This is a genomic window from Paenibacillus turpanensis (assembly GCF_011421635.1).
GTDB classification, from domain to species: domain Bacteria; phylum Bacillota; class Bacilli; order Paenibacillales; family YIM-B00363; genus Paenibacillus_AK; species Paenibacillus_AK turpanensis.
The window spans coordinates 1-13,647 of the sequence record NZ_WTLI01000031.1; the positions used below are offsets into that span (position 1 = coordinate 1).

Here is a 13,647-nt window from a genome sequence, read left to right on the forward strand (position 1 = left end):
CGTGGCTCAATATAAGCCTCTTAAAGCCGCTTCAAATGAAGCAGCAACGGCGAATGTGTTGGACCGTGAGTTCAAGCAGGAGGAAGCCCAGCGCTTTATTGTCAGCGATCTGACCTATGTGAAGGTTCAGAATCGGTGGCATTACATTTGCGTGCTCCTTGATTTGTTCAATCGAGAAATCATTGGTCATAGTGCAGGTCCAAATAAGGACGCTGCTCTGATTTCCCGTGCGTTTGCAAACGTAGTGGGCGATTTGCGTCAAGTTCAGTGGTTTCATACCGACCGTGGTCGCGAGTTTAAAAATCAAAAGNCTGTCTGATTTAATGTTGACTATCCAGTTTTAAAAAAGAAAATTTTAAGTGATCTTAATGTTTCAATTAAGGGATGCGATTTCCCACTCTTGATTAACATATTTGATAGATAAAATGAGCCCTGCAATTACCCAAAAATAATTGCAGGGCTCATAATCTAAGTTGTATTATCCATGTTGGATTTCAGATCCCTTTTCAAACAACTTGTTCGAAGAAAATAAAGAAATAGACTTGATGACTTGATTCCATGCGCCTTTTAGAACTGCCATGCTAGCACAAAAGAAGGCAGCCGTTATTCAATTAACTCACTTGATCATTAACCGTTTCAAAATTAATAGCCCTCCACTTATACTTCGGTTACTCCTTTATTCTCTCCACCACCTAATCCTAACTTTATGAGACTTCGATTCAACTTTATCCTCATAATATATGATTTCGTTGTCGATTGGGGGCTCCGAATACTTCGTAATGGCTACAGGAAACCCAATGAATTTAATTCCTAGAAATAGAGCAAACCCGACAATAATAAAACCGAGTATTCTAATGGTTACTCGTTTCAATGATATTCCCTCCGCAAAAACCCCAAATTTACCAAAGATATTACCACTCCCAATAATATCATAAATTTCAATTAAATTGCCAAATAGTTGAGCGCGGCAGCACGGAATGCAGAAAAGCGGTGGAACGGCTCCATCGCTAAGCTCTTTTCCCGGTTAGTTGAATGCCTATCTACTTTAGAAAAAAAAGCGGCCCTCAAGGTAAGAAGGGACCGCTTTCTTGTAGACACTCTATATTAGGCGTATCGGCGTGCGCCAGCGCCCTTTGTTTTTGGTGAAATTCGATTTGGTCTTGCGCCGCCTTCCACTTCTTCCATTTCTTCATCCGACAATTCCTGCGAGAGATCTGTAAGCTCAACCTGCTTATCTGTCTTGATTTCCTGTTCTGCTGGTTTGTTATTCTCCGTCACTGTAAAGCCATCCTTTAAATCCACTATAAGGACATTATACCATGGGAATAAAAACAATTAATCTGTGTTACATTTCCATCACAGGCACCCCGGGTAATATGTATCCCTCATATTGAACCCATGAAGACCCTCCACACTTCGCTCTTCTGCCCGATAGTTTTTAATACGGATTCATTTTGAATTTCCCCCTAAATAAAATAAGGGACCACCTAGTAAAAGGTAGCCCCTAAATTAATGTCTTTTCATGATGTCATTCTAGTTGTGTCCTGGTTACCCTGCTAACAACATGGTCGGAAATCATAAGTCTAATACCTTATTTTCTTCAGACAGCTTTTGTCAGGTGACAATAAAGTATGGAACTAATTTCGTTGATTTTTTTGGCTTTGTAGTGACATGTGATGATTGCAAAAAAAAGAAAGTATGGAACCACCTAAAATTACCATAGAAAAAAAGTTGGAACCCGACTGCGCCTGTCCAGTGGAAGGATGTATACTTATTTCAATAAGCTTAGCAGGAAGGAACGCAACAGTTCAATTTCTTTAGTTTGAGGGTCATTCCTTTTTTCAGTGTTAAGAAGCATTGAATAGCTTTCATCAATTAATTTAAAAGCGCCAGGGGCATCACCAGTTTTTAACAAAGCGCCTCCGTACTCCGTCATTACGTACGCTTTTCGGTAATCATCACCAGGGAAGGCTTCTTCAAGAATTTCTAATGCTTCTATATAATACGGAATAGCATCTTTGGCCTTTCCCATTTTAAAAAGTGTGCCCCCATAATTACTTAACCGAGTTGCTAAATTGGGATTTAATGACCCTGTTTCTTTAGCAATGCTCCTTTCAATATTTATTGTTATTTCATGCTGCACCTTAGCTTCCGGGTATCTGCCTAATTTCGCCAAACATTCAGCAATATTATTTCTAGTAACTGCTGTATCAGCATTATCGGACTGATAAATTAAATGTTCTATACGTAATGCCTCAATAAATAATCTTAACGCCTCTTCATAATTCTTCTCCACGTTCATTTTCTGTACCGCTAAGTTACTGAGGATAGTTGCCCTTTTTTTATCAATCTCTGTTGTTAAGCTTAGAGCTGTTTGTATATACTCTATAGCTTCCTCAGGCTTATTCCGGTTTAAGGATATTACAGACAAAGCATTTAAAATAGAGGATTTCCAATTTGTATTTACCGGAACCATTGATTCGCAAATATCTTTTGCTGCCAACAAGTAATCCTGTGCTGTTGAATATTTCGAGTAATGATTAAAAAACAAGCCCAAGTTCAATAATATGCTAATAGCATTACCGTTTTTCACTCTCAGGTCTAATATGTGTTTTGCAACGTTAATAGCATGCGATAGTATTTTTCCACACTTTACCCAAGAATCATAGTTGTACTGGTCAAAACTAAAATCTTTTGAAACAACATGAACCGACCGTTGTAAAACTTCGTCTGCGTATTCCCCAATTTTGTTTCGTATAACTTCTTGAACTAAGCGGTGCATTGATGCATGATGCTCATCCACATTAATATTCACCAAAGAGTACTTACTTAGAACTTCAATAGCTTTGTCCTTTTCTAGGATGTCTACACTATCTTCAATATCGTAAAACCAAGAATATGGGATCTGGTCCGCTCCTAAGTATGCAAACAGATCCAACCATTTTTCTGCAAGAGAAGATTCTTGTTTTATTGATTCAATCGAGATATTCCATGTGGTTAAAATAGTTGAATGATACGAATCTGGGATTCCCTCAACCGCAAGTAATTCGACTTTTTTACTTGTGTATAAGTCTAAATATTCCTTAAAAGACTTACGTTTTCTCCTTATATAAGCTCCTGCATGTTCTAACGCTAAGGGTAAAAAACCTAGTTCAGCCGCTAAATCACTCGCATCTTGTTCTTGTGTTGCATCCGAACAATTAGTACGTCTCATTAAAAACTCGATAGACTGTCTCCGGTTAAATTCTGATAATACAAGTGGATGAATTGGCCAATCCTGATTACGTGATGTAATAAGAATGTGGCCTTCTTGTGGACTTGGTAAATAGCTTTCAATTTCTTTATAATCAATGGCATTGTCAAATAACAAAAGCCACTTATCATTTCTAGAAAGCCACTCTCTAACAAATTCAACTTCATCACTTTCAATATCTTTATCATCACTTAATTTTTTTGCTAGTTGTGAAAAGTCTGCCCTTATCGATTCTTCATGCTCTGCATCGATCCACCATATGATATTATATTCTTTCCTATATTTATAAGCATATTGAACTGCCATTTGGGTTTTTCCTATCCCACCTAACCCCGCTAGTGTCTGTGTAACGGCAGTTAATTGTCCACTATTCAACTTTTCTCGCAACATTTCTAAGTCATTGCCACGTTCAATAAAGTGAGGGTTAGCTCGATGAGGTACGTTCCATATAAGCTTTCCTACTGCAGTCTGACTAACCTTCTCTTCTATTGCTGAAATACGAGATTCATGCTGTTGGATTAAAATTTCAATAAATTGAAGTATTGATTTTTCAACATCATTAATCTCAAATTCACTAAGAACCTCATATAAATCATCTTTGCACAGTGTTTTGAGTCCCCGACCAGACAGTAAGCGAAAAATATAACAGAATAAACTTTCAGAGAAGTTTTTTGCACCACTGGTATCCGACACATACCCTTGCTCCACCAATTTCTTCTCAATAGTAATTTTAAGATCTTCAGGTTCAGGGTTATGTACCCCCCACTCAAAACTGCATATAAAATGGTGCAATTCATTATCGTTTGATTTCTTCAAGTACTCCTTCCATTGTTTCCAAGTCTCTACGTTAAATTTTTTTGGACGTTCTATCCCTAATAAGAATTGGCGGATTTTGGTTATAGAACTCCATAATTCCTCCTCATTAAGTTTCTTTTGTCTAATATTATTCCAAACAACAATGGCCTTCTCTTCCATACTCCATGGGAATTTTTCTTTGCCAACGAGAGCATTAGTTACAAACCGAAACACTAATTTTTGAGTAGGGTTCGCTACTCGGTGTTCATAAAATGAAGCCATAGCTTCATTAGCCTCTTTTGAACGTAAAGTAATTTTGTTCTCTCTTACTTTGATCTGTTCGAGGGATCTAAATTCCCCGCCTACAAAATCAATATCCTCACCTCGTTCGAGTTCAAGCTTTTCATCCGCATCTAAGTCTAACCATCTTATAATGGTCATATCCACTTGGTAAACAAACCCTCTAATTGTTGCCCATGCATCTCTATCCCTTACAGTAACAAATGCCATACTTCATCATCCTTCTACACGGAAGTGCAATCTATTGTGATTCAACACATCTATGGCTTATTCGACATACTCTACATTTACATTCGACAAAAACCACATATTTCCTAGAAACTATTTACGGTTTTTATACATTTATTCATCAACGTTAAACACCTTGATAAGTGCGAGAATAGCTCCAGAGAAGGATTATTATTCTGTTCTAGCTTACTTAGAGTTCCGAGACACAATAATATGAAAACCTCAGTTTTGTTTACTGATTTTCTTTCCAATCTAATTGGCTACATCCCCTTAATCATAAAGAAGTCCCGATGACCCAACAAAGCATCATCGAGACTCCCACCTCCTAGCTTTACAACCTTAGGACACCATCGTAGGTAAAGTATTTAAAATTAGGAACCATGGCTTCAATCTCTTTACCATAGTAGTTTGGTCGTGCTGTTACAAGATAAGTCACAACTCTATACTCATTACCCTTTAATTCCCAGGCCTTTATTACATCTCTAATGTTCTCCTCGACCCATGCAGCCCTAACTTTTATTTTATCAATATCCTCAAAAATCTTCCTATCCTTATTTATAGCATCGCCTAAATCGTTTGCGGGTTTATAATATTTTATCTCAAACAAGATAATTTCCCTATTGATCTCATCAATAACTACCGCGTCAATATCGCCAATATCTTGATTTTGTTTATTTCTTAAATGTAGACGAACACCGTTCCCCTTTATGAATTTAATATTGGTATATGGTATTTTCCCTTCTAACATCGGAACTTTATATCCGTTCTTTGACAAGTAATGAGCTGCAATTTTCAACCCCATTAGGTTTGCAATATTTTCCTGTGCTTTTTTAAAAGGTCGTGTTGCATTATCTCCAAATATATCTCTTATAAAGTGGTCTGTAGTAACCAGATTTTCAAATATCGTAATACTATTTCCCGAGTCAAGTTGTCCAAATGCAAGAATATTCTCATATTCAAAAATAAATTTATAATCCATATGTGGGTCAGATAATTTATCAAGGGTTTTGTATTCATCAAATGATGGATGATACTTCATTTTCCCTACTATAGCCTCTACTTTATTAACAGATAAACCCAACTCATTTATCTGGCCTTTAAAGACAAAGTAAACAGTCATAACATGCCCATCTACTTTAGGAGATATTTCAAATAGCTGTTTATTCCTTTTGGATATTTCAACTATACCTTCTATAAAGTCATTTAAATCCTTAATATTAAAGCCGAACAACTCGGCAACTTCCTGTTGCACTTTGTTTTTTATTTGTTCAACTGTCATTTCGCGTTTATATAAATATTCATTAATTTCCGGCTCAGCAAATTCAATTTCTTCTGGTTTCGTAATGTCTCTATATTCAAAGTATTGATGAAACCATTCAAGTTTTTCATTGGCTAATCTAACTTTAACAATTTCGTCCAGACCTGGTTCCCATTGAAATTGTTCAGTCTGTGTAATATTATTAGTTAACTTATCAATCTCCTCTGCTAAAACAAATAGACTAATAAAGTCTTCCTGATGAACTATCCCCTCAATCCCAAAAACATCGTCTTTATAGAGGGCTATTAAATTTGTAAAAACGTGAGCTATATTACGTTGGTGTGTAGAGGACCAAACGTCTTGATCAAATACCTTCCATGTTGCGAACTCCCTTAATGCAAGAGCCATAAATAGTAAATCTTCCTTCGGATATCCCGATATATTTATTTTAAACTGTTGCAATAAAAAGTTGCGCATGTATTGCGCTCCTTCAATTGCCGGCGTATCACTATTTACAATTAGAAATGGCTCATAAATTCGTTGATGTACATTTTTGAAATATTTGTCTTCGTTAACATCAATGTCTATTGCAGAGTAAGTTGCTATCCGTAATACATGCTGAATATAGAGGTAGAATCCACAATGGTCGCAGTCATGACCCTGGACTTCCATCTCATTTAAAAGAATAGTTCCATTGCATTTGGGACATCTCACACATATTACCTCCTAAAGGTGCAAGACTGAGCTTTATCCATAATGATTACCTATTAGAGGGTCTCAAACGGGATATTCACATTTCAGTAGACAAAACTCTTCGACAAACTTCTTTCAGAACTATTCAGACTGGCGCATCGACAACTAACCTTGTGAATTAAGTTAGAGATAATTTTTTGAGTTCATTTTTATATTCATCAAGCAATGTTTGATTTAATTCCGCAAATGCTTCGAGTTTAGAAATATACAATGATATCTTTTCACGTTTGATTTCCTGTGACTCCATATCATCTCCCCAAACATCGATATCACTATGTAATTCCCTAAATAACACTGAAAAATTGTCGCGTTCCTGTAGTGCCGCGGAGTTCTCCAACCATTCTATTGAAGCTTCGTCTGTGGCAACTATTGCAGCTTGTTTGAATACATATTTCAGCCAAACACGTGCGGCATCGTCAATTCCTTTAGCTATTTCTATCCACTTACTAAGTTCATCGGGGAGACTCTCAGGTATTTCATCTGGCTCCCTGAAGAAAAAATGATGCTCATCTTTAGGATCAAGGCGTTTCAGAGTTCGAAGTATCGGCTCAAAGTTTACAAACGGTCTTGCTTTTCCAGGGAAAGATGCTCTGTGACTCCATATCTTTAGTATTGTATCAACACAACGTGCCTCTGCCACATTCTTTTCGGCCCCTATGCTATGTTCAGCGTTCTCAATTTGTTCTGCAATGTAATGCGCCATCCAACGTGCGAGAGTATCAACACCGGGATCCAAATTAAGCTCTTTGACTAGCGTCTTACCTAAGTTCATAGTACGTCTCTGTATCTCTGAGCCTTCCATCTGCTGAGAAGATAAATACTTTGCTAAACGGTGGCTTATATCCATCCGACTCTTCCCTTCTCAAATATGATTTCTCTCTAAACCTTCTTCTAATTTGAATTTCAATAATTAATTCACTTTGGAACTCTAGACAGAGTTTTCTCAGGAAAGAAACCGACGCAGTTAGTCGATTCCCATGGCGTATCAGCTCATCTTCATGACCGTCATAAATGGGCGCCCAGATATCGCAAATCATTGATGCTCTACTCTCATCAGCCAAAGTCCATTCCCGCTTCTCATAATCAGCAGATATCATCATTTTCTCAACGATTAAATCCCCTAATTTGTAAGGCGGGTAATCAACTTCAGAAGAGTGAGGATCAAACTCATCAAGACGCTTATATGCTTCTTCTTGATATACCCAACCTTTAAGTTTAAATGGATCAAAGTCTATTTCCATTCTATCCTCTTCATAAGAAGGTAACTTAAAATCATGAGGGTCTGAACATGTACTCAATGCATGCAAGAGCGATTGAGCGGTCGCTGTTGATACGAGAGAGCTTGTAATATAGAAACTTTCAGCTCTTTCACTATCACCATCATCCCAAGACCCGAACACGTTGAACCATATCTCCCCGTCCCGTTCACTAATAATTCCGTCTAAGAAATCATCATTTGTTATGCACTCACGCCACTGTGGACTTTTTGTTTCATAAATCCAATCCCGTCTATGCAAAGGAAACGGATCTCTGCGGTCATATAACCAATATCCATCACTACGAGTCAATAAATGTCTTTGCAACCACTCATGCCACTCATCCTCATACCAATCTGAGCTGTGAACGGTGGCCATTTTCTCCAGCAACCTTGAAGCCACAACAAGCATGGCATGATATGAGAGATAAAAATTATAATCGTCTATACGCGGGTAACTCCCGTGGCTATGATATGTTCTTTGTTGATCACTCGACGATCTCCATATTGAATGCCGCGGGTCATTTTTATATCCACCATCATGTTCTATATTCCATTCATTAATAACAACATCCGTAGCAAGATCCTCTACTTGCTCACTTGAAATACCGAATACCCGTCCTAATGGTTCAAACCAATACCTATCAAAATCGTACCCATGATGAAAGCTTAAACTAGTATTAATCGTTTCGTTAGCATGCCAATAACTATCTTTTGTGTCCCACCGGTTCTCTAATTCAACCTTATCAAATTGACTTTTTCCCACTTTTTGAAGCGAATCAACTACTTCTTCCGAGTAAGTCCCTGGATAAGTTTTTTCAATATTGAGTGCAATATCAGCTGCATATTTTTGAATAAGTATATGAAGTGAAGATTGCTCGGCATGCTTGTAGAAAACATTCCTATGACGTACTAAAATGTGCGGATTATCGATAGATACTCGAGCAAGTGAAATTAATAAATACAATCTTGCATGTAAGTTGCAGAACGGAAATTTATTAGCCCCAAATGCATCAACAGTATCCCTTTCCATCCAATCAATTAAAGCATCAATCTCATCCCTGCATTGAGCTTCTGCTAGTCTACGAACACAGTGAACGGCACACCAGCGTGTTGAAGATCTCGGAGAACCTAAAGCAGACCAAACAAAACCTGTAAAAGCACTATCCATGTGATCCGACGGTAATAACAATTGAGACCACGGCCCATCAGCGTACTCAGAATCAATATGTAGTTCGAATCTCGATAATGCGAAGTCAAGTAAATCAGTTGCTTCCTGTGTTGAGATATGTTTCGAAGCAACAGTTACAAAGCCAAAAAATGTAGTTGCATGAACCAAATCTCCATGGGTTGCTAATCCTTCGATTATTCCTTTCTGAATAAAAGGTATATTTTCCGCCCCTAAATGAAGTCTCCTAGTGAAAAAAGAGATTAATCCCCTTTCCAGCAGAAACGTAGCAAATCGTTTCCCTACAAATTGCATGATTTGGGGCCACTCAATTTTAATGCTCATTTTGCGATGCCATTCTTCCGGCACTAACAAAAGCGCATTCTGTATATCATAAAAATCGGCTTCATCTACTTTAATAAGCTCATACAAAAATTTCTTCGCTTCACTATCGGAAATTCGATTGTAGACTTCACGCCAAAAGGACTCGCTGTTTCGCACAGTCTGAGGAAGTCCATCATAGCGTTGGATAGCTTGTCTTAATCCATTAGATGAAACCAAGTCCAAATCATGCAGCAGACCGTTCCAATCAATCGCACTCTCTTCCGACTGTACACGAAGCGAGGAAGTGCTTTTTTGGTTAATAGTATTCCCTTTTTCATCAATAATTTCGCGATTATAAGCAATAACTTCATCCAATAGATTACTTTGTAAAGAATACTTTTTAGCTGTTTCACCAATCCTTTCCCAAACTTCCCCTCCAACTCCATTTATCCTAAGTTCCTTAATGACTGAATCAAAAATATACTTCCGACGATCATCCGATGTTTCCTTCTCTATACATAGTAATGAAAAATCAGCTATTTCATACTCCGTCATAAACGCAGAAAGAGACCATGCTACCGTTGGTACAACGTAGCCGCTTCTTACAATTTCCTCGGACAAAGCAATCAATTGACGATTAAATCGACCAATTTCCCGGTCCCGCCATCTGCTTAGTGCAGCGATTCCAGTTACCGGGGACAATCGAATACAAGTCCTAACAGCCTCGTCCCTGTCCCAATACTTTTCGCGAGCTACATTTTCTCCGATAAGTTCTGCACAACGTATAAATCTGTAAGCTAAATCGTAAGGTGCAAATTCATCTACTTTTCTTTGGTTAGCTAGGGAAACAACTGCTTCCCATCTCTCGACGATCTCATCGCCAAATTTCGAAACGGCATCGATGGCAAAATTGAAGTAAACCGCGGCATCATCACGATTTACATTAATCAATGCTCGTGCAAGATTAATGTAACCGTTTGCCCTTTCCTCTGGGCCAATGTCTGTAGCAGAACGGATTACGTCATAAGCATATTGTTCAAAATCGCGCCTCTGTTCAGCTAAGTGGCTTAATCGGAGAGCAGAACGAACTAATTTTAGATGATCAGGAAGAAACATCCTGTTACTCTTTATATAATTTTCATAAAAAGTTTTGGCTGACATCTGTCTGGAAAATTTATGAAACATCAAAACGTCGCAACATATTCTAGCTATTTCCGTTGGTAAACTATCAAAGTCTCTATATCGACTCGCTGTTGCTGATCCTGACTTCTTTTTCACTTCCGCTACTTCATTATCAAAATCAAGAATATCCCCTGCTAAACAGCGTATCCGCAGCATATACCAAGGTAACAGTCCGCTAATTACCTCTTTTATTTCTCTTACCTCTTGTTCATCCTTATATTTTCTATTCTGTTGTAGATCCTTTGGAAGCAATTCATTAATATCGAATTCGAGATCTGCAAGTAATACTTTTTTTAATGCCTGGGCACGCATAAAAATTGCACGATCTTTATTATCGTAATCGCTTGTAATAGACCGTGAAGCATTTTGAGGGAAATAATGATTTAGAACCCGGATGATTTTCTCCTTCGGTAACTTGTTTGCTGCGCAAGATTCAAGAAAACAGATAAGAGATTGAAGTGTTGTGTCTTGAAAGGTGTCTTGTATTTTTGAAATTCTAGCTCGCTTTGCAGTTAGTAAATCAAGGCAAGTGCAGAGAATATCCGAATTAGGAATATACCCGATATCTAAGGACTCATGTGCAAAAGCAATTATTAAATACTGATTACGCAAACCAAGTTTTGCAAACTGCATTGCAGCAGATAATTCCCCTAGGTCCATAAGTCGTTTAAATAGTTGCCTAGAAATATGATAGATAACCTTCTTCGGTCGCCAACTCATAAGAAATTTGAAGGCCCTCTCTACCCCATGTAAAATAAAATGTGTGTATACGAGTTCCATAATTTCTTCATTTTTTAGTTGTTCACGATGAAATGGAATATCTTCTTCTTTTTTCTTATCTCTATCCTGGAAGTATAGACTTAACCAGTTCTCAGCAGCCCTAAGAAAGCTTCTGGCTTCCCCTCTAAAATTCTTGACTGTTGATAACAACGCTGCTGAGTAAACATTCTCTGATCCTCTCCAAGAACCGCTAAATAAACGACGAAAAGCAAACTCCTGTACACGTTGTTCATCTTGTAAAGGCGCAATCAGATCAATATTGCTTGCAAGAAGTTCGAACTGTCGTTTATCACCGGCTACTTCTTCACCTGCTCGTAAAGCTAATTTTATTGCCTCAACAAAGCTTTCTTGCTTCAACGAAGCCTTAAATGCAAATTGAAGACGAAATACTCGAACATTTCGCTTATCAATGGGATTATCGGGGAGATAATTATCGGATAAAGCTAATTCAACAAGATCGGTGTTCTTCCCTGCTTGTAATAACAAAGCAGGCATAGCAGAGGCGACATATGAATACTCGTTAGCTAATGGTTTGATTTGTTCAATAAAAAACTCTATTTGTTCCTTCGATGCTGCATAAGTTTCCCTAAACCAAGTTTCCGTAGGCTCATCTCTAAATTGAACTGAGGAGTCAGAAAGCCATAAGGGACGTCCTATATCTGCAACAAAACTTCTTATAGCAGACTCCTCAACATCAGCTGCCCTAGATAGTATCTTCAGTGGAATAAAGGGAGGTAATGTAGCAAGACCTGCACAGATAGAGTCGATTTGTTTTCTGTAATCATCATGAAGTTTATCTCTTATTGAATCAATTGCTGACATTAATTGTCCTTCTATTTGTTCATCGACAGTGGTTCCAATACTACCAAGTCTGGAGAATACTTCATCAATCATACTACCATTTAAACTTAAAGCATTTGACTGTACACGTGGATTGCCGCTAGTAAGCCTATGAAATTCCACTCCATCCTCTATAGATGCTTGGGGATGATAGGACCTTAAATAATCAAAAGACTCTTTCTCCGAAAATGGCTTTAGCTCAAGACGTATGATGTTACTAGGCGGCTGGAGTAAATGTATACGCTCAGTTCTACAAAGGGCAACTATTTTAACTCCTTCTATTATACGTTCACGGAGAAGTTCATGAGCAAAGCAGTTATCATTGAATTCTGCCGCGGCCATTTCAGCATTATCGGCTGCATCTAATAGGAACACCAGTACTGCCTTGCTATCTGATTTCTTCATAGCAATAACTGCACTTTCAATTCTATCGAGGAACTTTCTTAATATATCTGTTTCAGATGCACCGGAATTCACTATAAGTGGGTCGCAAAGGCCTTGTACAGCCAATTCATTAACAATTTGAACAAATGCTTGGCGATGGTGATGCCTCACTTCGCTCCGATTACGATAACGTCCACCACCAAAGCAATCATATACAACACCGAAAGATCCAACAGGTAATGATTGGGCAATTTGACGAGCAAAAACCGTTTTTCCTACTCCTCCTGGAGCATGTATGATCAACGGGGCTGCTGATGCTAAAATGGTTTTCAACAAGTCATTATGCTGCTCTCTATGTACAAGAGTTTCAAGTTTTTCAAACTCAGGTGGAGCAGGAAAGAGATCTCGTTCGGACGTAACCTTAAATTTCTCAAGTATTTCTTCACGAACAATTACACCATTGGAATCAGGTAAAGCCTTGTCGCGAACTAGTCCAGTAATGCTTTCTATTTCAGGGTTATCGATGCTTCCGGCAACCAACTGAGATATTTCTACATGAAGCCTATACTTCTGTGCATTATAGTCCCCTTCACCGTCTGCGAATCTTATACAAGAACAAAACTTTTTTAGATCTTCATCAGATAACTGTGTATATTTTGAAAGTGTATTTCTATACTGTGAATTAATTTGTTCACCTGCAGATAATTTCTCTATGCTATCTTTAAGGTTTTGATTAATCGGCCGATTGGTGACAATAGTAAAATTCATTTTACCTTTTGTAGTTGTTGTTTCACTAATAAGTTCTTTATATCTTGCTGAAAAACCCTCAAATGTTTCTTTGAGATCGCTAAGGTTAAATGGATTTTTTTTATGCACAGTAGTGTGCTTCAACTGATAATAGTCGATATCCTGACATCCTTGAATTAAGGAATCCAAATACTCAGCTACATCAATTACGTATTCTCCAGCCAGCTTACTTTCCCTCGATCCCTCGATTACGATATATTTAATTCGAGATTTAGGGTGTATTAAACGCAGGCAACGCCGAGCAGCCCACCGATAGTGAAAAATGTCGCCGGCCCTTGAATATCTAACAAGTTCGTTTTCCAAAGTACCCACCTCTACTT

General features: G+C 38.0%; 5 protein-coding genes and 1 pseudogene. 1 reads left to right on the forward strand and 5 read right to left on the reverse strand.

Annotation, left to right across the window (positions count from 1 at the left end; translation table 11 throughout):
• Positions 1-307: pseudogene (locus GQS10_RS21480) on the forward strand (DDE-type integrase/transposase/recombinase); the annotation flags it as partial.
• Positions 308-1,104: 797 nt separating this feature from the next.
• Here GQS10_RS21480 and GQS10_RS21485 read toward each other — a convergent pair.
• The 5 genes from GQS10_RS21485 to GQS10_RS21505 form a co-directional block, all read right to left on the reverse strand.
• Positions 1,105-1,278, reverse strand: coding sequence for a hypothetical protein (locus GQS10_RS21485; protein WP_166246123.1), 174 nt, complete (start codon positions 1,276-1,278; stop codon positions 1,105-1,107).
• Positions 1,279-1,771: 493 nt separating this feature from the next.
• Complete coding sequence (fxsT, locus tag GQS10_RS21490) at positions 1,772-4,558, reverse strand: FxSxx-COOH system tetratricopeptide repeat protein (RefSeq protein ID WP_166246125.1); 2,787 nt, start codon at positions 4,556-4,558, stop codon at positions 1,772-1,774.
• A 349-nt stretch (positions 4,559-4,907) separates the two neighbouring features.
• Positions 4,908-6,548, reverse strand: a complete 1,641-nt coding sequence (locus GQS10_RS21495) for a hypothetical protein (protein ID WP_166246127.1) — start codon at positions 6,546-6,548, stop codon at positions 4,908-4,910.
• A gap of 157 nt (positions 6,549-6,705) precedes the next feature.
• Positions 6,706-7,389, reverse strand: coding sequence for a hypothetical protein (locus GQS10_RS21500; RefSeq protein WP_207952388.1), 684 nt, complete (start codon positions 7,387-7,389; stop codon positions 6,706-6,708).
• Complete coding sequence (locus GQS10_RS21505; protein WP_341805116.1) at positions 7,346-13,639, reverse strand: P-loop NTPase family protein; 6,294 nt, start codon at positions 13,637-13,639, stop codon at positions 7,346-7,348. The genes GQS10_RS21500 and GQS10_RS21505 overlap by 44 nt, the downstream gene beginning before the upstream one ends.
• Positions 13,640-13,647 lie beyond the last annotated feature (8 nt).

Excerpts from the sequence above, each read along its gene's own strand:
- fxsT (WP_166246125.1), bottom strand. The coding sequence starts at position 4,558 with ATGGCATTTGTTACTGTAAGGGATAGAGATGCATGGGCAACAATTAGA.
- GQS10_RS21500 (WP_207952388.1), bottom strand. The coding sequence starts at position 7,389 with ATGGAAGGCTCAGAGATACAGAGACGTACTATGAACTTAGGTAAGACG.